Annotated in this window: 19 protein-coding genes; 11 read left to right on the top strand and 8 right to left on the bottom strand. The window is 69.0% G+C overall.

Annotation, left to right across the window (positions count from 1 at the left end; translation table 11 throughout):
* From VEW47_15725 to VEW47_15700, 6 genes are all read right to left on the bottom strand, one after another.
* Nucleotides 1-1,395, bottom strand: coding sequence for a sigma-54 dependent transcriptional regulator (locus VEW47_15725; GenBank protein ID HYS06628.1), 1,395 nt, complete (start codon nucleotides 1,393-1,395; stop codon nucleotides 1-3).
* 20 nt (nucleotides 1,396-1,415) lie between these two features.
* Nucleotides 1,416-3,077: a HAMP domain-containing sensor histidine kinase gene (locus tag VEW47_15720; protein HYS06627.1), complete on the bottom strand. Its 1,662-nt coding sequence runs from the start codon at nucleotides 3,075-3,077 to the stop codon at nucleotides 1,416-1,418.
* Nucleotides 3,078-3,296: 219 nt separating this feature from the next.
* Nucleotides 3,297-3,680, bottom strand: a complete 384-nt coding sequence (locus VEW47_15715) for a hypothetical protein (protein ID HYS06626.1) — start codon at nucleotides 3,678-3,680, stop codon at nucleotides 3,297-3,299.
* 102 nt (nucleotides 3,681-3,782) lie between these two features.
* Nucleotides 3,783-4,904 carry a hypothetical protein gene (locus VEW47_15710; protein ID HYS06625.1) on the bottom strand — a complete coding sequence of 374 codons (1,122 nt, stop codon included), beginning with the start codon at nucleotides 4,902-4,904 and terminating at the stop codon, nucleotides 3,783-3,785.
* Between the two features lie 359 nt (nucleotides 4,905-5,263).
* Nucleotides 5,264-7,645 (bottom strand): ATP-binding protein, encoded by a 2,382-nt coding sequence (locus tag VEW47_15705; GenBank protein ID HYS06624.1) that lies wholly within the window; start codon nucleotides 7,643-7,645, stop codon nucleotides 5,264-5,266.
* 8 nt (nucleotides 7,646-7,653) lie between these two features.
* Nucleotides 7,654-8,628 (bottom strand): ABC transporter substrate-binding protein, encoded by a 975-nt coding sequence (locus VEW47_15700; GenBank protein HYS06623.1) that lies wholly within the window; start codon nucleotides 8,626-8,628, stop codon nucleotides 7,654-7,656.
* A gap of 212 nt (nucleotides 8,629-8,840) precedes the next feature.
* Here VEW47_15700 and VEW47_15695 point away from each other — a divergent pair, with 212 nt between their 5' ends.
* Nucleotides 8,841-10,280 carry a hypothetical protein gene (locus VEW47_15695; protein ID HYS06622.1) on the top strand — a complete coding sequence of 480 codons (1,440 nt, stop codon included), beginning with the start codon at nucleotides 8,841-8,843 and terminating at the stop codon, nucleotides 10,278-10,280.
* Nucleotides 10,281-10,305: 25 nt separating this feature from the next.
* On the opposite strand, the gene VEW47_15690 is transcribed toward VEW47_15695, so the two are convergent.
* The gene (locus VEW47_15690; protein HYS06621.1) at nucleotides 10,306-11,505 is read right to left on the bottom strand and encodes an aminotransferase class I/II-fold pyridoxal phosphate-dependent enzyme; all 1,200 of its coding nucleotides are present in this window, start codon (nucleotides 11,503-11,505) and stop codon (nucleotides 10,306-10,308) included.
* A 413-nt stretch (nucleotides 11,506-11,918) separates the two neighbouring features.
* On the opposite strand from VEW47_15690, the gene VEW47_15685 reads away from it, so the two are divergent.
* From VEW47_15685 to VEW47_15665, 5 genes are all read left to right on the top strand, one after another.
* Entirely contained in the window at nucleotides 11,919-12,923 is a 1,005-nt protein-coding gene (locus VEW47_15685) for an ornithine cyclodeaminase family protein (protein ID HYS06620.1), read from the top strand.
* Nucleotides 12,924-12,981: 58 nt separating this feature from the next.
* Nucleotides 12,982-13,284: a hypothetical protein gene (locus tag VEW47_15680; GenBank protein HYS06619.1), complete on the top strand. Its 303-nt coding sequence runs from the start codon at nucleotides 12,982-12,984 to the stop codon at nucleotides 13,282-13,284.
* A 14-nt stretch (nucleotides 13,285-13,298) separates the two neighbouring features.
* The gene (locus tag VEW47_15675) at nucleotides 13,299-13,709 is read left to right on the top strand and encodes a hypothetical protein (protein ID HYS06618.1); all 411 of its coding nucleotides are present in this window, start codon (nucleotides 13,299-13,301) and stop codon (nucleotides 13,707-13,709) included.
* Nucleotides 13,710-13,893: 184 nt separating this feature from the next.
* Nucleotides 13,894-14,388: a roadblock/LC7 domain-containing protein gene (locus VEW47_15670; GenBank protein HYS06617.1), complete on the top strand. Its 495-nt coding sequence runs from the start codon at nucleotides 13,894-13,896 to the stop codon at nucleotides 14,386-14,388.
* 27 nt (nucleotides 14,389-14,415) lie between these two features.
* Entirely contained in the window at nucleotides 14,416-15,003 is a 588-nt protein-coding gene (locus tag VEW47_15665; GenBank protein HYS06616.1) for an ADP-ribosylation factor-like protein, read from the top strand.
* A 19-nt stretch (nucleotides 15,004-15,022) separates the two neighbouring features.
* Here VEW47_15665 and VEW47_15660 read toward each other — a convergent pair whose 3' ends face one another.
* Nucleotides 15,023-17,020 carry a tetratricopeptide repeat protein gene (locus VEW47_15660; GenBank protein HYS06615.1) on the bottom strand — a complete coding sequence of 666 codons (1,998 nt, stop codon included), beginning with the start codon at nucleotides 17,018-17,020 and terminating at the stop codon, nucleotides 15,023-15,025.
* A 396-nt stretch (nucleotides 17,021-17,416) separates the two neighbouring features.
* Here VEW47_15660 and rplU point away from each other — a divergent pair, with 396 nt between their 5' ends.
* The 5 genes from rplU to VEW47_15635 all read left to right on the top strand — a co-directional run.
* The gene (gene rplU / locus VEW47_15655; GenBank protein HYS06614.1) at nucleotides 17,417-17,734 is read left to right on the top strand and encodes a 50S ribosomal protein L21; all 318 of its coding nucleotides are present in this window, start codon (nucleotides 17,417-17,419) and stop codon (nucleotides 17,732-17,734) included.
* Between the two features lie 24 nt (nucleotides 17,735-17,758).
* Nucleotides 17,759-18,034 carry a 50S ribosomal protein L27 gene (rpmA, locus tag VEW47_15650; GenBank protein ID HYS06613.1) on the top strand — a complete coding sequence of 92 codons (276 nt, stop codon included), beginning with the start codon at nucleotides 17,759-17,761 and terminating at the stop codon, nucleotides 18,032-18,034.
* 79 nt (nucleotides 18,035-18,113) lie between these two features.
* Nucleotides 18,114-19,184 carry a GTPase ObgE gene (gene obgE, locus VEW47_15645; protein ID HYS06612.1) on the top strand — a complete coding sequence of 357 codons (1,071 nt, stop codon included), beginning with the start codon at nucleotides 18,114-18,116 and terminating at the stop codon, nucleotides 19,182-19,184.
* Between the two features lie 47 nt (nucleotides 19,185-19,231).
* Nucleotides 19,232-19,603, top strand: coding sequence for a ribosome silencing factor (gene rsfS, locus VEW47_15640; protein HYS06611.1), 372 nt, complete (start codon nucleotides 19,232-19,234; stop codon nucleotides 19,601-19,603).
* Between the two features lie 55 nt (nucleotides 19,604-19,658).
* Nucleotides 19,659-20,233, top strand: a 575-nt coding sequence (locus VEW47_15635) for a sigma-54 factor interaction domain-containing protein (protein ID HYS06610.1), incomplete at its 3' end; no start/stop codon positions are given.

Genomic DNA, 20,233 nt, shown 5'->3' with positions numbered 1-20,233 from the left:
TCAGTCGGCCGCCTCGTCGGGATCGATCCCGTGCTTGCGCAGGTAGTACGCCAGATTGCGCTGGTCGATCCCCAGGAGGCGCGCCGCCTCCTTGCGCAGTCCCTTCGAGCGCCTGAGCGCCTCGAGGACGACCTCCTTCTCGCGTCGCGCCAGGACCGACCGGATGTTCAGGTCCCCCTCCTCCGGCCGCGCCGTCGCCTCGGGAGTCGCGGCCAGGCCCGCGACCGGCGGGAGATCGAGCGACGCCAGGGAGGGACCGGGGTCGAGGATGAGGGCCCGCTCGATCACATTGCGCAGCTCCCGCACGTTGCCGGGCCACGAGTACGCCATCAGGTCGGCGAGGACATCTTTCGCGATCCTGGGCGCGGGCCGCCCCAGGCGTGACGCGACCTCGCCGGCGAAGCGTTCCGCGAGGATCGGCACGTCCTCCTTGCGTTCGCGCAGCGGCGGGAGCGTGATGCGCACGACGTCGAGCCGGTAGAACAGATCCTGGCGGAAGCGCCGCTCGGCGACCGCGCGGTCGATGTCGCTGTTGGTGGCCGCCACGACCCGTACGTCCACGCGTGTCGGCCGCTCGTCGCCGAGCCGGTCGAACTCTCCGTCCTGCAGCACGCGCAGGATCTTGGCCTGGGCCTGGAGGGGCATGTCGGCGATCTCGTCCATGAACAGCGTGCCGCGATGGGCCAGCCGGAAGCGTCCCTCGCGATCGGCGACGGCGCCCGTGAACGAGCCCCTGCGGTGGCCGAAGAATTCGCTCTCCCACATCTCCAGCGGGATGGCCGAGCAGTTCACGCGCACGTAGGGCCCCTTCGATCGCCGTCCCAGGCGGTGGATCATCCGCGCCACCAGCTCCTTGCCGGTGCCCGACTCGCCGAGCAGCAGGATCGTCGAGTCGCTGGACGCGACCGAGCGCACCGTCTCCATCACGGCCGTCCAGGCGGGCGACACGCCGGCCGGCTGGTCGTCCCTGTCCAGCGCCCCGCCGCGCAGGTAGTCCACCTCACGCTGCAGGGCCCGCGTGCGAAGCGCGCGATCGAGCGCGACCTCGAGGGCGTCCGGATCGGCCGGCTTGAGGATGTAGTCGCTGGCGCCCGCCTTGATGCACTCGACCGCCGAGGCGATCGTCCCCTGTCCCGTGAGGACGACGACCGGGATCAGCGGGCAGGCCGCCTGCATCTTCTTCACCAGATCGAGTCCGTCGGACCCCGGCATGCGGAGATCGGTCAGGACGACGTCCACCGGCGACCGCGCCAGGGACGCGACCGCGTCGGCGACGCTCCCGCTCAGGTCCACGTCGAAGCCCCGCTGTCCCAGGAGCTCCCCCAGGGAGGAGCGCACGTACGCCTCGTCCTCCACGACCAGGACCCGGCCGCGCGCCGGTCGTTTCTCAGGCATGACCTGGACCCTTCTCCCCGTCAGGCGACGCGCCGCTGCGCCGCGGGAAGGCTGACCCGGAAGATCGCCCCGCCCCCCTCGCGATCCAGGACCACGAGGTCGCCGCCGTGCTGCGTGACGATCGAATAGCAGATGGAAAGACCGAGCCCGGTCGAGTGCTTGGTCGAGTAGAACGGCTCGAAGATGCGCGCGCTCTCCTCCCGTGGCACGCCCGGACCCCGGTCGGCGATCTCCGCGATCATCCTCTCCCCGTCGCGCCGCGTGCCCACCCGCACCTCACCCCCCGCGGGCTGCGCCTCGCAGGCGTTCAGGATCAGGTTCATGAACACCTGTCCCAGGAGCGCCTCGCTTCCTTTCACGTCCAGAGGCCGGGCGGAAAGATCCTGCTCGAAATGGATCGCCCGGAACTCGGGACGCGACTTCACGAAATCGACCGTCTGCCGGAGAACGCCGCTCAGGTCCAGGATCACGCGCGGCGTGGTCGCCGGGTCGGCGTGCTGCAGTACCTGGCGCACGATGTCCCCGGCGCGCCGCAGCCCCTCCTGGACCATCTCCAGCCGCCGCGCCGCTGACGCCGCGTCGCCGCGCTGCAGGTCCTCACGCGCCAGGCTGAGATAGTTCGACATTCCCTCCAGGGGATTGTTGATCTCGTGCGCCATGCCGGCGGCGAGCCGACCGACCGTGCTGAGCCTCTCGCTGTGGAACAGCTGTCGCTCCAGATCACGCACGCGCGCCTCCTCCCGCGCGGCCGCCTCGAGCGACTGGCGACGGCGCCCCTCCCTGACCGCGAACATCCCGAGCAGCAGCGCCAGGCTCATGACCGCCAGGTTCAGGAGGAGCGTCATGCGGTAGCGCGCCGACAGCGGCGCCACCAGGGCCTCCGCCGGACCGCGGCGCTGGGTGCAGACCAGACGCCAGGGGGACGGAGCCGACCAGCTCTCGGTGTGCACCGGCGCCCCGGCGTACAGCGACCCCTCGCCTGCCTCACCCATGGCCGCACCCGCCGTCGCCCGGGCGACGGCGTTCGCCGCGTCCGGCTCCGCCGCCAGGAGCGCACCGGCGCGGTCCAGGAGGGCGCAGGCGCGCGCCGGATTCTCGACCGCCCGGTTGTGGGCCAGAAGGCTCCCCCCGTCGATCGTCGCTTCGAGCATGACCGCCCCGGTGACCCTCCGGACACCCGTCGCGAACTCGAACCGCCCCGTGATCCCCCTGCCCGCCAACGGCTCCGTGCCCGCCTCCGATCCCGCGGCGGCCTCCGCCTGCACCGCCCGCTCGGTGTCGCGGGGGTTCCAGAGGACCGGGATTCCGCCGCGCCGGCCGGCCGAGACGAGGACCACCCCCTGTGCGGATCGCGCCGCCAGATGCGCCGTCTCCGCATGCCCGCGGAGGAACAGCAGGAGCGCCCCCTCCGCCTCGAGTCTCCTCCAGCGGGCTTCCCGGGGGTCGCGCGACACCAGCGCCGACTCGAGTCCGAAGAAGACCGGTGAGCCGGTCAGGAACGCGAGGTCCGCTCGCGTCGACGCGAGGACGCTCTCGAGCGCCCCGGCGCGCGCCTCGGTTTCCAGTCGCAGAAGCCTCCGCGCCTCCTCGACGACACCGCGCTGCGCCACGGCGATGGCACCGATGCCGGCCACGTTGATGGCGATGGCGGCGAGGACGGCGACAGCGGTCAGCCAGCCCACGGGCGGCCGCCAGGCCCTTCCCCCCTGCGCCGGACCCGACGGGCCCTCTGTCGATTCGCCACCTCGCGCCGTGGACATCCGACTCAATATAGCGCACGACGGCGGCTCCCCGGTCCGCCCGGGACACATGAAAAGGGCCGCGTTCCCGCGGCCCTTTCAAGAAACCCGGTTTGGAGCGCCTGGGCGCCTCACCTGATCAGCGCGCCGGCTCCCGAAGGATCAGCCTTCCTTCACCACCTCGATCGAGGCGACCTTGATCGTGCCGGTGGACTCATCCAGCTGGCCCGTCACCTTCACCGGCACGCCGAACTGGTTCTCGGCCACGCTCGCCTTGTCGAGGGTGTAAAGCTTCTCGTTGGCGTACAGCTGGACCTTGGCACCCCCCTTGACGCAGCGGGCCGCGCAGCTCTTGCCCTTGGCGTTGGCGTTCGCCGCTCCACAGTTGGAGTCGGTCAGATATCCGGTGAGGGCGACTTCCTTGGCCCCTCCCGAGGGGTCGGAGACGGCGGCCTGCGTTGCGGTGTTCTTGGTCTTGTCGCAGGCGAACGCCGCCGACAGGGCGACGAGCGCCATCAGCGCGAAGACGGTTGCGATCTTCTTCATGCGAAATACCTCCCTGAATAATCCGGGGTGCGCCCCGTGGCGTTCCCCGCGCGCTGTACCGCGCGGACCGGCAGTGGGTCAGGTGCTCAAGAGGCCCCTATCTTAGGGCGCTCCCGCCGACGAGTCAAACCCCGGTTCCACGCACGCCGCCAGGGGCGGGGCCAAAGGGGACGCGCCTGTCTCGGCCGGCTTCGAAGGCGCCTCGTCGACGCCCGGCCGGGCCTCCTCCCTCGGCGCCGAAGCCGGGCCGCCGAAGCGATGCGTGTACGACACCAGGTAGATGTGGTTGGGGAACGTCGCGTCCCCGGCGGCGCCGGTGTACGGGTCGGGACGCCGGTTTCGCTTCAGTGCGATCGGAACGTTCACCGACCAGGTGTCGTTCCCGCGCGAGTAGTAGAAACCGGGCTCCGCGAAGGTCTCGTAGCCGGGGCGCCTGAAGCCATGGCTGGCGCCGGACAGATCGTAGCGCGGCACACCCTCCATCCTGAACCCGAGGGCGGCGGCGAACGGGCTCTTCCCGAGGGCGAAGGCCATGCCGGTCCTCAGGACGTACTGATCCGGCACCGAGTTCTCGATCCGGCCTGCCAGGGCAGGGTTCGAGGCTGCCCCAGGGACCAGCCCGGCGATGATCGACGGCGTGCCGTTCGTGTCCTTGGGATTGACCAGATAGGTGCCGCTGCCGTAATAGGAAGCGCTGCCGATCCGCTTGAAACCGTTGATCTCGACGACGGCCCCCCATCCTCCGTCCCCCGGCTGGATCGACTGGTCCACCGCCTTGTCCTGCGGGCTCGCCCCGGTGAGGTAGGGATACGTGTCGGTGACGTCATCCTTTCCGGTGGGCGCCTTCAATCCAAGTCCGAGGGACAGGTTCCCTCTTCTGTGCACCTCCGGATTGAACATCCAGTAGCGGCCGGTCACGGTCACGTCGCCGATTCCCTGGGCGTTCTGCTCGTTGCGCTGCCCGGTGGCGTTGACGGGAAGCGGGATCGACCAGGAGGCGCGGACGATCGGCAGGCCCAGCGCCATGCTGAACCGGCGCGTCACGGCGTAGGTGCCCGACAGGTCGAGCGAGTCCTGGATGTTGACGACGTAAGTGTGCTGGTCCTGTCTCTGGGTCTGCTCGACCGTGCCGTTGTAGTGGTCGTGCGAGCGCAGGGCGCGGACGGCGGTGCCGAACAGCCATTCCCCTTTCTGCAGATAGGGATCGGCGGACGCGCCGAACACGGGCGCGTTTTGGCGTATGAGGACTCAGCCCTGGGCCCAGGCCGACCCGTTCCACGGCACGACTGCAAGGAGCGCGCCCATCAAGACGATCGTCCAGCCTCTCACTCGCAGTACCTCCCCAAGTGTGTTGTTGTACGGCTGACGTCCTAACGCCTAGCAATCGGCAGGCCAGGAACGAGGACGGGCCCTCCATCGCCCGGCTCGCGCGGAAGTGCAGGAGCATCGAGACTTTATTTCGAGGTGGAGGGGATGTTCCGGTGGGAGCCGCGGAGGGGGATCGCATAGGGTGTATGGGATCGAGGCTCAGGGATCATAAGGAAAATGACCTGCGACAGTACGGTTGCAGGGCCTGTTCCGGCTCAATTGGGGTTCGTGAGGAGCCCTGGATCCCGTTCAATCGCCTGCCGCACGATCCGCGCGAGGGCGTCCACGTCGTACGGCTTCTGCACGTAGGCCAGAGCCCCTTCGTCGATGAGCTCGGTCGCCGTGCCCTCCGCCGAGAAACCGCTGCTGACCAGGACGCGGACCCGCGGGTCGATCTGCTTCAGGAGCTTGAGGCAGTCGCGTCCTCCCATGACCGGCATGGTGAGATCGAGCAGCACCAGATCGATCTTGCCCGGGTTATCGCGGAACACGCGCAGCGCCTCTTCGCCGTTGCGCGCCGTGAGGACGAGGTAGCCGTGCATCTCCAGGATGTCGCGCGCCAGCGCGAGGACGGTGGACTCGTCGTCCACCGCCAGGACCGTGCGCTTCGGCGACGGACGCGCGGAGGGCGACCTCCGACCCGACACCTCGGCTTGAGGTTTGAGCCCGGCGAGTCGCTCCAGGAGCGCCGCGGGGGACTCGGCGGCTACGCGCGCCGCCGCCTGCGCCTCGTCCCACACGGGGAAATGGACCACGAAGTCCGAGCCGCGTCCCGGCTGGCTCCGGACTTCGATCCAGCCGTCATGCCCCTTCACCACCCCGTGCACGATCGAGAGACCGAGACCGGCGCCCTGGCCCATTTCCTTGGTCGTGAAGAACGGCTCGAAGATGCGCGACAGGATCCGCGAGTCGATGCCGCGTCCGGTGTCGCTCACCGTCAGTGTCACGAAGCGCCCGGCCCGCGCCTCGAGGTTCCCCTGCGCTTCCAACGTCGTGAGCGCGCGATTTCCCGTGGCAATCGTCAAACGTCCTCCACCGGGCATCGCGTCGCGGGCGTTGGCGCACAGGTGCCGCAGGATCTGCTCCGCCTGGGCGGCGTCGACTGCCGCGGTCCACGGGTCGGCGGCCGGCTCGAAGAGCAGCTCGATGGCCGGCGGCAGGTCGGGCTTGACCACGGCGATCACGCGCGCCACAAGCTCGTTCAGGTTGACGGGGGCCGGACGGGAGGCCGCCCTGCGGCTGAAGGTCAGGAGCTGCGCGGTCAGCTCCGCCGCGCGCATCGCCGACTTCTCGATCAGCTCGAGCTTCTTGCGGTTCGGATCTTCGGCCTGGAGACGGATCTTGACCAGACGCGTGTACCCCAGGATGCCGGTGAGCAGATTGTTGAAGTCGTGCGCGATCCCCCCGGCGAGCGTCCCGACGCTCTCCATCTTCTGCGCCTGGCGGAGCTGATCCTCGAGCGTCCGCCGTTCGGTCGTGTCCCGCAGGATCCACTCGGTCACGGTGCGGTTCCCCAGGGAGATCGGCCCGCCGCGCACGTCCGCGAGAAAGCGCTCGCCGTTGCTGCGCACGCAGGGAAGGTCGTGGAAGCTGCGCTGCCCCCTGGCCGACGCCGAACCGTACGCCTCCATCAACCGCTCGCGCTCCTCTTCGGGGTGCAGATCGCGCAGGACGAGCGACACCGCCTTCTCCGGGACGTAGCCGAACATGCAGCAGAACATGTTGTTCACTTCGAGGACGCGTCCCGTTTCGGGGTCGGCGGTGAGGATGGCGTCGTAGGCCCCCTCGAGCAGCCGGCGATGGCGCTCCATCGAGGCGGCGAGGGCCGACTGCTTCTCCTCGAGGTCGGCGGCCATGCGCGCGACGTCCTCCGTGAGCTCCGCGACCTCGCGCGTGCCGGCCGCGCGCGGAGGCGCCCCGGTCGACCCCGCGGCGATTTCCCTCACGAACGCGGCGACGCGCAGGAGCGGCTGCGCGAGGTGCACCCGCACCCAGAACAGCAGGATGAGGCTGACGAGGAGGATTCCCAGGGCCGACACCATGCCGCGCTCCAGGATGCTGGCGTAGATCGCGTAGAGCTGTTTCTGCTGGTCCACCTTCAGGTAGAGGAGCCCCCCCAGGTTGGAGAGTTTCGGGTTGACCCCTTCGAGCACGAGGGGCGAGACCAGGATCAGGCGCGTGCCGCCGTCCACCAGGCGGTGCTGTGCCTGCGCGGTGGCGCGGGCGGCCGCGGCCACGGCGGTGAAATCCGGATCCGGGATGACCGACTCGTCGCCGCCGATCCAGTCGCGCTTGTTGCTGGCGATGACCCTCCCGTCCTTGCCGATCAGGGCGACCGCCAGCACCGATCGCCTGCTGCCCGTCTCCTCGATCATTTCCTGGACGGCGGACAGCGATCCCAGCCGCAGGAAGCGCTGCGAGGCCGACAGGAGCTGGTCGGCGAGCATGTCTCCATAACGCACGCCCTCGTCCGCCATGAACCGGCGTGCCCCCATCGAGTGATAGAACAGGAGCAGCCCCGCGATGAGCATCGCCGGGACGGTGAACGCGAGCCCCATCAATGTCGAAGTCTGGAAACGCGAGAGGATGTGGCGCACGGAGAGTCCTAAGGAGCGTCCAGGAAATCGGCCCGGATGAGATCGTCTCCCGACGTCGCCTTCCTGGTCAGGCCGCGGCGCACGAGGAACTCGGCGAGACGGGCGGCCGTCTGGTGCAGCCGGCCTCCCGAACGGTCGCGCCCGAGCAGATCGCGGTTCTCCGCCAGATCGGGGATGCGCGCACCCTGCAGGCCGTGCAGAAACTCCTCGATCGTCAGGTGCTGCCTGTGCGCCATCTCGGCCGCGGCCTCCTCCGGATGCTCCTGCATCGAGGCGACCGCCCGGAACCAGGCGCGCACGGCCCGTCGCACCTCCTCGGGGCGCCGATCGAGGATGACGCGCCGCATCGCGAGGACGTCGACGATTTCCCCGGGAATGGCGCGCGACGAGAACAGCACGCGCGCTCCCCTGTCCCGCAGCAGGCGGCCGAGCCCCGGCTCGTAGGTGATCACCCCGTCCACGGCTCCTCTGTGGAAGTCCTGCTCCGCCTCCTCCGGAAGCCGGCTGACCGCCAGGATCTCCCCGGGCTTGAGCCCGCCGATCTCCAGGATGCGCTCCAGCTCGTACGAGCCGAGCGCCGACTCCTCGAAGGCGATGCGCCGGCCGCGCAACCCCTTGAGATCGACGATTCCGTCGCGCACGACCAGGGCGTCGCCTCCGAAGGAGTAATCGACCACCAGGATCACGGCCGGCAGATCCTGGAAGTTGTCGGCGATCTGCACCTCGTTGAGCGTCGCGAGAAACCCGTCGATGTTCCCCTGGTGGTACGCCCTCAGGATTCCCGTATACGAGGAGAATTCGACCAGATCCACGTCCACGTTCTCGACGTTGAAATAGCCGCGGGCCCGCGCCAGGTACATCAGCTCGAAGGGGGGCCAGTCGTTGACGCCGATGCGCAGCGGCTCAGTCGGGCGGCTCAGACAACCCGGGAGAGGAGCCAGGAGGACGGCCACGATCGCCCCGAGAAGGAGCGACGCCTTCAACCCACACCGCATCCCTTCCACGCGCAGGCCTCCCCGGGCGACCCGTCAGGGGTCCGACGGGACCGCATCGAACATCGAGTCAAAGGTAGGTTTCCCCGGGGTGGAGTCAAGGACGGGGCCGTGCCGGAGGTGTCCGTGATCTGGGCACTTCCCCGGAAAGGCCCGCGCCGGCAGTACCAGTGGCCGCAGCGACTCCCGTTATACTGACGGCCATGGAGCCCCTGCCGCCCCTTATCTTCGAACTCTGCAAGGCGGTTCTCGATGAAGGAGGCCGCGCCTTCCTCGTCGGGGGATGGGTGCGCGACCTTGAGATTCGGCGCCTGCAGGGACTCGCCGATTTTCCGACCGCGGGGGAGCTCGATCTCGAGGTGTACGGTGTGCCGGCCGACCGTCTGGCGTCGCTCCTCGGGCGCTTCGGCGAAGTGAGGCTGGTCGGCCAGTCGTTCGCGGTCTACAAGCTCGTCCCGCGCCCCGCAGGCGGTTCCGGAACGGGAGCGGCCATCGACGTCAGCCTGCCGCGCCGCGACACCAAGGTCGCCATGGGTCACCGGGGATTCGAGGTGCAGGGAGACCCGAACCTGTCGCAACGGGAGGCGACGCGCCGCCGCGATTTCACCGTCAACGCCATGATGTACGACCCGCTCGAGCGGGAGACAATCGATCTGTGGTCCGGCCGTGACGATCTGCGCGCCGGGCTCCTGCGGGCGGTCGATCCCTCGACCTTCATCGAGGACAGCCTGCGGGTCCTGCGCGCCGTCCAGTTCTCCGCCCGCCTCGGTTTCGGCGTGGAACCGGGCACGGTCGATTTGTGCCGGGGGATCGACCTCTCCGATCTGCCCGCCGAGAGGATCTGGGGCGAGATCGAGAAGCTGCTCTTGAAGGCCGCGCGCCCGTCTATCGGGCTCGAGTGGGCGTCCCGCCTGGGCGTGGTCGACAGGTTGTTCCCGGAGATGAAGGCGCTCCAGGGTTGTCCCCAGGAGCCGGAATGGCACCCCGAGGGGGACGTCTGGGTGCACACGCTCATGGCGGTCGACCAGGCGAAGCGGGAGATCGACGGCCTGCCGATCGAGAAGGCGCTGACCGTGCTGCTGGCGGTCATCTGCCACGATTTCGGGAAGCCCTCGACGACCGCCGTCGTGGACGGTCGAATCCGGTCCTACGAGCATGAGGAGGCGGGCATCCTCCCGGCGCGGGCCTTTCTCGATCGTCTGAACATCCGCACGCTGCACGGCTACGACGTGCGGGAGCAGGTGGTGCAGCTCGTCGCCCATCACCTGACGCCCAGTCACTACTTCAAGAACCGGGAGAACGTCGGCGACGGAGCCTTCCGCCGTCTGGCACGACGGCTGGAGCCGGACCTTCTCTATCGGGTCTCGCGCGCCGACTGTCTCGGGCGCACCGGCGACTTCTCCACGGAGGCGCAGGAGTGGTTCATCGGCAGGGTGCGCGACCTGAGCGTCCAGAGCCGGCCGCCGGCGCCGATCCTCATGGGCCGGCACCTCCTGGAGATGGGGCTCCCTCCGGGACCGGCCATCGGTCGGATCACCCGGGCGATTTACGAGCTCCAGCTCGACGGCAGGATCAGGGATCTCGAGGAGGCCAGGCGCGAGGCGCGGCGACTGCTGAACGAGGGCGAAGTCAACACGTCCTGACGACGCTCCATGCGGAGGCCGGCTCTCAGGAGGAGGCGCTTCGGGCCGGACGGCGCTCCGGCGCCGACGATCCCCTGCGGACCGGTCGGCCCTCTCTACGCAGCGCGGCGATCGTCTCGTCGATGCGTGCGAGTCCCCGCGACAGGTACCCCGAGTCGGAGCCGAACCCGACGCGCAGGTGGCGCGCCGTCCCGAACTGATCACCCGGGACGATCAGGACCGATCTCTCGACCCGCAGCCTGTCCACCAGGGGGACCGACCCGATCGGCAGGTCGTAGCGCGCGAACAGGATGGCCCCGGCCAGCGGCGGGACATACCGGAAGACATCGGGGCGCGCCTGCATCCACGATTCCAGGACCGGCAGGTTCGCGCGGATGATGCCGCGGGTGCGGGCGAAGATCGCCTCGCGTCGCTCCGGCTCCAGGGCGATCCGGGCCAGGCGGTCGGAGAGGGCGCCGGGGGCGATCGTCGTGTAATCACGGTAGGACCAGAGCCGTTGCACCGTGGCCTTCGGTCCGACCACCCAGCCGATCCGCAGGCCCGGCAGACCGAACGCCTTCGACAGTCCGGAGGTGATCAGAACCCGGTCGTGGCGCCCCCAGAAGGACGGAGTCGTCGTCCCCGAGACTTCGGCCCCTCGATAGATCTCGTCGGCGACGATGAAGGCGCCGCTCCGCCGCGCGTTGTCCACGATCGCGTCCATCTCCGCCTCGGTCAGGACACCGCCGGTCGGATTGTTCGGGTTCGTGACCAGGATGACGCGGGTCTTCTTCGTGACCGCCCGGCGCAGCCCCTCGACGTCGAGGGCCCAGCGTTCGACACCCCCAGCGCGGCGCATCACGAGACGGAACGGAGCCACCGCCGAGGCGAACGCGCGCGACAGGCCCCAGGTCTGGAGATAATTGGGAAGCATGAACGCCACCCGATCGCCGCGCTCGAGAAGCGACCAGAAGGTGGCATAGTTCGCCTCGCTCCCGCCGTTGGTCACGAGCACGTTGTCGCGCGAGGCGCCCGGGTAGAAGGCGGCGATCTTGTCGCGCAGGTCCTCCGAGCCGTTCGACTGGATGTACCCCATCTCGGTGGACAGGAACGGATCCACGGCACCGCTCTCCCGGAGCAGCTCCCGCACGCTCATCGGCTGCACACCGCTCTCGGACAAGTTGTAATCGACGTAGTTCTCGTAGGTGGACTGCATCCTCTCCATCCGGAACGGCTCGATGCGCACGACAATCTCCTCAGACGCACAGGCGCGGCCCCGAACCGGCCGCGATGCACATTTCCCTGAAAGCGGTTCTCGCGAGACAGGCCGAGAATATCAGCGCCCCCAGATCTTTGTAAAGCGCGCTACTCAATCGCGCGGCGTGTGTGTTGGTATTCGGGGGCACGACGCGCGGCAGCCTGTGCGTCCCCCGCCGGGGAGCGGGCCCGGGCTCCCCCGCGCGGCCGTGTGAGACCTCGCGCCGGGGCCCCGCCGCGCGCACACCAGCGCGGTGGGCGGCGCGAGGCGAACCGAGGGGAGGCTTGCGCAGCAAGCCGGACCCGTGCCGCGCGGGGGAGCCCGGGCCCGCTCCCCGGCGTCGCGGCGGCGAAAAGGGGGGGCCAGTCAGGAGGACGGCCGGTGATGGTAGTCTTGGGCCCATGGAGCGAACGGTTCTTGTCCTGCGCGAGCAGGAGATCAGGCGCCTGCTCGACCCGGCCTCATGCCTGAAGGCGGTCGAGGAGGCGTTCACCGCCTATACCACCGGCGGCGCCTCCCTGCCGGCCGTCATCAACCTCGACGTCGAGGAGCACAAGGGGGAGATCCACATCAAGGCGGGACACCTGCGTCATGGATCCCACTACGCCGTGAAGATCGCCTCCGGATTTCAGGGCAATCCGGCGAAGGGGCTGCCACAGAACGACGGGATGGTCCTCGTGTTCGACGCGAAGACCGGCGTTCCAGTCGCGATCCTTCTCGACAACGGCTTCATCACCGAGCAGCGCACCGGGGCCGCAGGGGCCGTGGCGGCGAAGCACCTGGCCCGCCGCGACGCGCGCGTCGTCGGCGTGGTCGGATGCGGCAACCAGGCGCGCTACCAGCTCGAGTCGCTCGCCCTGGTGCGGCGGCCGGAGGAGGTGCGCATCTATGGCCGCCGCCCCGACAGAGCGCGCGCCTGCGCCGACGAAATGGCGCGGCACCGTGGAATGCCGGAGGGCTGCCGCTTCATGGCCGTTCCCACGGTGCACGAGGCGGTCGAGGGGGCCGACATCGTCGTCACCGTCACGCCCAGCCGCGAGCCGCTCGTGTGCGCCGAGTGGCTCTCTCCGGGCGCGCACGTCACGGCGGTGGGCTCCGACGGACCCGACAAACGGGAGCTGCACACCGACGTTCTGAGGAGAGCCGATCGGATCGTCGCCGACAGCAGGGATCAATGCCTCCGGCTGGGCGAGATCCACCACGCCGTCGCCGAAGGAGCGATTCCCGCGGGCCGGATCGACAGCGAGCTGGGGGAGATCACGGCGGGACGGCGGCCCGGACGGAGCACCGACGCCGAGATCACGGTGTGCGATCTGACCGGCGTGGGCGTGCAGGACGTCGCGGCGGCGACAGTCGTCATGACGCGCGCCCGGGCCGAGGGTCTGGGTCAGACGCTCCCTCTGTGAGGCCCCGACCCGGGGGCGCCGAAGCCCTCGCGGCGCGACGTGTATAATAGATGACGCCATGGCGCAGGAAGTCGCCTTCGAGTACACCGTCCGAACACGTCAGAGCGATGAAAGTTATGCGATCCTGGTCGAGCAGGCGCCCGGCCACTGGATCGCCCAGATTCGCCTGCCCGACGGCACGTTCTGGACAATGAACCGGTCCGAGCCGAAGGCACCCGCCCTGCCGAAGCAGTGGGTCGGGGCCACGCCGGCCGCGGCCGCCGACTACGCCGCCCGCATCCTCACCAATTACTTCGCGAACGAGGGGATGGAGGTCGTGAAGCGTCGATACCTCCTGGAGACGAAGCCCCAGGGCTCCTAGAACGCGGGGGTGAAGTGAGGAAGCTCTCGAGCCTGACGTTCCACGAACGCGCGACCTTGGGCTGGGGCAAGGTGCGCCGCTTCTACCTGGCCCACTTCCGCCCGGCCTACGTGCGCGAGAGCCTGGCCCGCAGGGTCGGGCAGTGCAACCGGACCGGCGCCTGCTGCAATCTCATGTTCACCTGCCCGCTCCTCGACCGCCGCGCCGACCCCGTGCGCTGCACCATCCACGAGTTCAAGCCGAAGGTCTGCCGCCTTTTCCCGATCGACGAGCGCGACCTGCTCGACCGGGACATCGTGTCGCCGGATCACCCGTGCGGATTCTCCTTCGTCCCCCGCGACGAGTTCCTGGCGCGGGGGAGCGGCGAGGCCCGCGCCGCCGCCGCGCGCGTCCACGTGGAAACGATTGATCTCCCGCGGGAGTGAGAACCGTCCCACCCGCGGGGCCCTCACCGTCCGCCGGCGCGGCGCCCTCCTCGCCGCATCCGGCGCGGACTCCCCGGGGGCCGTTGATCTTTGCGGGCAGGTGCCCCATATTGACACGCGCCGCCATCCGTCCGTCGGCTGCTTGACGCGGCGGCGCGGCAGGTAAGGCCGAGGACCCTACTGAATGCCCGGCACCGATCTGGTCCTTCATGAAGAGGAGTACACGAAGATCCGCGAGGTGATCGACCGCCTGCGGACCGAGTGCAACGCCAAGGTCGTCTTCCTCGTCGACAAGAACGGCCAGCAGATCGCCGCGACCGGCGACCTGCACGCGATCGACACCACCGCCCTGGCCTCCCTCGCCGCCGGCAACGTCGCGGCCACCGATTCGCTGGCCCGGCTCATCGGCGAGAAGGAATTCTCCGTCCTGTTCCACGAGGGGGAGCGGGACAACCTGCACATCTCCGTGGTCAGCGGGCGGGTGATCCTCGTCGTCATCTTCGACGAGCGATCGTCGCTCGGGCTCGTGAGGCTGCGGGTCAAGAAGGGTTCGTCGGAGCTCTCGGCCATCCTGGACGTGATGCTGAAGAAATCCGCCCAGCCGCGCAAGGCCGCCGCGGGCGGATCTCCGTTCTCCGAGATCACGGACGAGGACATCGACAAGCTGTTCAGCGACTAGACGAGTACGGGAGCTGCCACCGGGCCCATGACGTTCATCAATTACGCGGCACGAGAGATCAACTGCAAGATCGTCTACTACGGCCCCGGCCTGGGCGGCAAGACGACGAACATCAAGTACGTCTACGAGAAGACCAACCCGAACTCCAAGGGGAAGCTGATCTCCCTGGCCACCGAGACTGACCGAACCCTGTTCTTCGATTTCCTGCCGCTGGACCTGGGCGAGATCCGCGGCTTCCGCACCCGCTTCCACCTCTACACCGTGCCGGGCCAGGTGTTCTACGACGCGTCGCGCAAGCTGATCCTGAAGGGCGTGGACGGGGTCGTCTTCGTCGCCGACTCGCAGGCCGCGCGCATGGAGGCGAATCTCGAGAGCCTGCGGAACCTCGACCTCAATCTCAAGGAGCAGGGGTACGACCTGCGCGCCATTCCCTACGTGCTGCAGCTCAACAAGCGCGACCTTCCTTCCGCCCTGCAGGTCGAGGAGATGAAGCGCCAGCTGATCCGCAAGGGTGAGCCTGTGTTCGAGGCGATCGCCTCGAAGGGGAACGGCGTCTTCGAGACCCTCAAGACCATCGCCAAGATGGTTCTCATCGATCTGCGCAAGGGGCGCTGAGCCCCCGGCTCTCGTCCCGTCATTTCCGCTGGTCCTCCTGCCCGCGGTCCGTCTCAGGTTGCGGAACCGGCGGCGGCGCGCCGCCGGGGACGCGCTCGTCGTGGCGGCGCATCCGGTCGAGAATCTCCTCCGCGCGAGCCCGGCCGGGGGCGCCCGCCGGGAAGAGGCGGGACGCCTCGGTCAGCTCGGCCCGCGCGCGATCGCGCTGTCGCAGGGCGCGGGCGACCAGGCCCATGGCGAGGTGCGTCTCGGGGAGATCGGGACGGACCCGGACGCCCTGTTCGCAGTAGGGCGCGCCGTCGACGAGGACCCCCTCGTCGTAATACGACATGCACAGGTCGGCAAGAGCCAGACCCGCGCCCGGGGCGAGGTGGATCGCCACCTGCCACTCACGCCGGGCGTCCTCCTTCCGGCCGAGGGCGAGGTAGGCTTCGCCCCGACTGCGTCTGACGTCGACGAAGTCCGGGGCGACCTCCAGGAGATCGGTGTAGCGCGCCACGGCCTCGTCCCAGCGCCCCTGCTCGGCGGCCATCGTGGCGAGCGAGTTGTACGCGTCGATCCGGCGCGGGTTCAGGAGGATCGCCTGCAGGTAGGCGTCGCGCGCCTCCTCGACGCGGCCCTTGGACCGGAGCGCGTACGCCCGGTTGAGCGCCTCCTCCTCCGGATACGATTCGCCCGGGTGGAGCGCGTCCAGGTTGAACAGGACGAGTCCGCCCAGGAGGGCGGCGATCACACCCGGCCGGCGCAGGCTCGCCGGTACGGCCGCCAGGAGATTCCCCGACAGGAGCGCCATGACCGGCACCAGAGAAAGCCGGTAGCGATCGGTCGGGAAGAACAGGAGGATCGAGAGGGCATACGATGCCGCGTAGAGAAGCAGGAGCCGGACGCCCGAGCGGCGATCGTCGCTCGAGCCCCGCGAGCCCGCGACGAGACCGGCGAGCGCGAGGGGGGCCACGAGACCGAACGGAAACGACACGAACGAGCGCCACAGAAGAAGGGAGAACAGGGACGATTCGCGCCGGTAGACGTAGGGATCCTGGTTGCGCGGGATCTCCCGTCCCGCGACAAGATCCCTGGCCTTGCGCGCATACAGCCGAAATGCCTCGGCGGGATACTCCCGCAGGAATTGCCAGGCGCGCCCCGCGAAGTAGCGCGAGCGGGCGGACGCCTTCACGATGCCGAGATTTTCCGGCTCCTGCGCCAGGCGCTCGAATTCACCGCCCGGCCGCAGGCGGATGGTCCGGTCGTAGTCGGGGTTGTTGCCGATGTAGAAATTGATGCCGCCGTTGCTCGAGATCAACACGGTCTCGCCGGCCACCATCCAGTTGCGCGCCGCGACGGCGAGAACCGGCAGCGCGACCCCCAGGACGAACAGACCCGGCATCGCCAGGGTTCGGATCCGGCGCCAGGCCCACCACGACGCAGCGGGGACCGCGAAGAGGATGTTGGGGGTCGCCGTGGCCGCGAGACCCCAGAGGACGCCGGCGCCGAAACCGCGGCGGCGCAGGAGCATCAGGAGGCCGCCCAGGACCAGGACGATGTGCAGGACCGGGATGAGAGGCTGGGCGTCGAAATGGACCAGAGGTCCATAGAGCGCCATGACCAGGCCGGCGCACAGGGCGGCGCGCGGGCCGAACAGGCGCCGTCCGATGGCGTACACGAGGACGCACGACAGCGACCCGATCGCCGCCTGGACGGCGTAGATCGCCTCCATGCGCGTGCCCACCGTCACGAACAGAAGCGCTAGAAAGTAGGAGTAGAGCGGCGGCTGCCAGAACACCTCGTGGCCGCCCGTGAGCGACCCGGACGCGATCGCCGTCGCCATCCGGAAATAGTTGGGGCCGTCGACCAGCGGAACATCGAAGTACGGCATGTGCCGGATCTGCAGGACGTACACGATCCGTACGGCGTACGCGAGCAGGAATACGAGGACAGCCCGCGGATCCACCACACGGCGCAAGAAATCCACCGCCCCGTGCCGGCCCGCGGAGGCGGGCGGGGCCGCATCGTGGCTCATGCTCGCTCGCGCGGAGCAGGCGAGGCCGCGGGCAAACCCATGGCGCTGCTCGAAATCGCCCCGACGCGGCCCCGCCCGCCTCCGCTCCCCGAAGACGCCGGCCGGTTCAATCTGTCTGTGCCGTTCCCGTATAAGCCTGAGAACGGCACTGCCAACGGCCCGATCGGCCGTTGGTGAGCCCCGCAAGTCCTGGGCGGGACGCGCCGCGTCGTGGCGATTTCGAGCCGCGCCATGCGCGTGACTCGATCACCGGGTAGCCCGCGCGAGCGAGCATGAGCCACGACGCGGCGCGTCCCGCTCAGGGGGTTCGGAGAATCGGGGCGCAGATTGTGCGTTGACAGTGCCACGAGGCGCCCAGTATAATTGCCGGTCCATCCAGGGAAAAGAGGAGCGAGTGTGAGCTACGCCGTAATATCCGCCGGAGGCAAGCAGCACAAGGTCGCCGTCGGCGATCGGATCAGGGTCGAGAAGATCGTGGCCGGGGTCGGCGACAAGGTGACCTTCGACGAGGTCCTGGCGTTGCAGACCGAGGGCGGGCTCCAGGTCGGCCGCCCCGTCCTGAAGGGCGCGCGGGTGGTCGGTCGCGTCGTCGAGCAGGACAAGGCCAAGAAGGTGCTGATCTTCAAGAAGAAGAAGCGCAAACAGTATCGGCGCACGCGCGGCCACCGGCAGCCGTTCACGGCGGTGGTTGTCGAGGAAATTCACGCCGGATAGGCAGAGGACGGACGAGGATACCGAATGGCCCATAAGAAAGCCGGAGGCAGTTCGAGAAACGGCCGCGACAGCAACTCCCAGCGCCTGGGGGTGAAGCGCTACGGCGGACAGTTCGTCACCGGTGGCTCGATCCTGGTTCGGCAGCGCGGCACACGCTTCAAGCCGGGCCACAACGTCGGTCTGGGACGGGACGATTCCCTGTTCGCCCTGATCGACGGATTCGTGAAGTTCCAGGATCGCGGGCGCATGGGAAAGTACATCAGCGTCCTCCCCTCGGAGGCCGCCCCCGCCCGGCCTTAGATACGCGCCCTCCTTTCCTCCGAACCTCATTGCCGGGCAGCGTGAAAGCCCCGCCAACCCTCGCGAGCAGGGCGTTCACATGTTGATCGATCAGGCCACGATCGTGGTCGCCGGGGGACGCGGCGGCAACGGCTGCGTGAGCTTCCGCCGCGAGAAGTACGTTCCCAGGGGGGGCCCGAACGGCGGTCCCGGGGGGGACGGCGGCTCCGTCTTCATGGTCGCGGACCCATCCCTCAAGGGGCTGAACGCCTTCCGCTACAAGCGAAGGTTCGAGGCGGAGCGCGGCCGCCACGGCGAGGGGAGCGACCGGGCCGGGCACGGGGGCGAGGACCTCCATATCAAAGTTCCACCCGGGACGATGGTGCGGGACGAGAGCGGCACGCTCCTCGCCGACCTGTCGCACACCGGCGATGTCGTGCAGGTGGCCGCGGGTGGCCGCGGCGGGCGCGGCAACGCGGCCTTCGCGACGTCCACGCACCAGGCGCCGCGTGAATCCGAGCCCGGGGCGGACGGCGAAGAGCGCCGCCTGGTCCTGGAGCTGAAGCTCATCGCCGACGTGGGTATCGTCGGGTTCCCGAACGCGGGGAAATCGACTCTCATCTCGCGAATCTCCTCGGCTCGGCCGAAGATTGCGGCGTATCCTTTCACCACGCTCCAGCCGAACCTGGGGGTGGTGGACCTCGGCGAGTTCCGGACGTACGTGGTGGCCGACATCCCAGGGCTGATCGAGGGGGCGCACCACGGCCAGGGACTGGGGATGAAGTTCCTGAGACATATCGAGCGCACGCGTGTCCTCATCCACCTGGTGGACGTCTCCGAAATGTCGGGGCGGGACCCGGTGAGCGATCTGGACGTGGTGAACGCCGAGCTGCGCGCCTTCGGTGAAGGCCTCGCCGGCAAGCCTCAGATCGTCGCGGCCAGCAAGCTCGACGCGCTCGCCGACCGGAAGCGGCTGTCCGGCCTGCAGGCGCGCTGCGAAGCCGCGGGGGTGCCGTTCCACGCGGTGTCGGCGGTGAGTGGTGAAGGAGTACGGGACCTCCTGGAGGAGGTCTGGTCCGTGCTGGCTGCACAGGGGGACAGGGCGGTGCTTACCGCCGCCGAGCCCCGCGAGACCCTGCGCGCGCCCGGACCCGAATCCGCGGGGCGCTGAGTCACGTCTTGTCCGCAGAGGAGGCATCCATACAACTGAAGACAAAGGTGCAGCTGGCCATCGCGGCCGCCGCCGACAGGAAGGCGGAAGATCCGGTCGCATTGAACCTGAAAGGGATCGCGACGTTCACCGACTGCTTCGTCATCGTCGGGGGAAGCCAGAGGCGGCAGACGCAGGCGATTTGCGACGCCGTCATCGAGCGCCTGGCGGAGAAGGGGCAGCACCCCGGGCACGTGGAGGGGTACAAGCTCGGGGACTGGATCCTGATCGACTATGCCGATCTCGTCGTGCACGTGTTCACCCGGGAGACCCGCGAGTTCTACGGACTCGAGAATCTCTGGGGCGACGCTCCGCGCATGGCCCTCGCGGGTCCGCAAAACCGCAGGAACAGAGGGGCTTCGGCCGCCCGCAAGGGTTGACATTGGGAAGGGCGATCCGTACATTACCCGCCTTAATCGGCGGAAGGATACCGGCGTGAACGCGATCGCCTCGGACGTCCTGGCGGTCCCCTTGGTCCATCGGTCGGCGCTGATGGCACGCGTCGTCGAACTGGCGCGACGGGTCGCGGGGAGCGACGCGAATCTCCTCGTCGTCGGCGAGAGCGGTACCGGCAAGGGCCTCCTGGCGCGGTTCATCCACGAGGCCAGCGCGAGGCGGCGGGGCCCGTTCGTCACCATCACCTGCGCCAACATCGCGGCCGACCTGCTCGAGAGCGAGCTGTTCGGCCACGAGAAGGGCGCCTTCACCGGCGCGGTGCGCCAGAAGCCCGGGCGCTTCGAGGACGCGGCCAAGGGGACGCTGTTCCTGGACGAGATCGGGGAGCTGCCGGTGAGCCTCCAGGTCAAGCTGCTCCAGGTGCTCGAGGAGAAGACCTTCACCCGAGTGGGGGGCAACCAGCCGCTGACCGTGGACGTGCGCATCCTCGCCGCGACCAACCGCAACCTCGAGGACATGGTGCGCGAGCGCCATTTTCGAGAGGACCTGTTCTTCCGGCTCAACGTGTTTCCGATCACGCTGCCGCCGCTGCGCGAGCATCCGGCCGACATCGC

It is taken from the genome of Candidatus Dormiibacterota bacterium (genome assembly GCA_035635555.1).
GTDB lineage: Bacteria > Acidobacteriota > Polarisedimenticolia > Gp22-AA2 > Gp22-AA2 > Gp22-AA3.
This window is presented reverse-complemented; position numbering and strand designations above follow the sequence as displayed.

Coding starts and splice junctions, on each gene's coding strand:
- VEW47_15725 (HYS06628.1), bottom strand. CDS start 1,395: ATGCCTGAGAAACGACCGGCGCGCGGCCGGGTCCTGGTCGTGGAGGAC.
- VEW47_15715 (HYS06626.1), bottom strand. CDS start 3,680: ATGAAGAAGATCGCAACCGTCTTCGCGCTGATGGCGCTCGTCGCCCTG.
- VEW47_15695 (HYS06622.1), top strand. CDS start 8,841: ATGGAGCCCCTGCCGCCCCTTATCTTCGAACTCTGCAAGGCGGTTCTC.
- VEW47_15685 (HYS06620.1), top strand. CDS start 11,919: ATGGAGCGAACGGTTCTTGTCCTGCGCGAGCAGGAGATCAGGCGCCTG.
- VEW47_15680 (HYS06619.1), top strand. CDS start 12,982: ATGGCGCAGGAAGTCGCCTTCGAGTACACCGTCCGAACACGTCAGAGC.
- VEW47_15670 (HYS06617.1), top strand. CDS start 13,894: ATGCCCGGCACCGATCTGGTCCTTCATGAAGAGGAGTACACGAAGATC.
- VEW47_15665 (HYS06616.1), top strand. CDS start 14,416: ATGACGTTCATCAATTACGCGGCACGAGAGATCAACTGCAAGATCGTC.
- VEW47_15660 (HYS06615.1), bottom strand. CDS start 17,020: ATGAGCCACGATGCGGCCCCGCCCGCCTCCGCGGGCCGGCACGGGGCG.
- rpmA (HYS06613.1), top strand. CDS start 17,759: ATGGCCCATAAGAAAGCCGGAGGCAGTTCGAGAAACGGCCGCGACAGC.
- obgE (HYS06612.1), top strand. CDS start 18,114: ATGTTGATCGATCAGGCCACGATCGTGGTCGCCGGGGGACGCGGCGGC.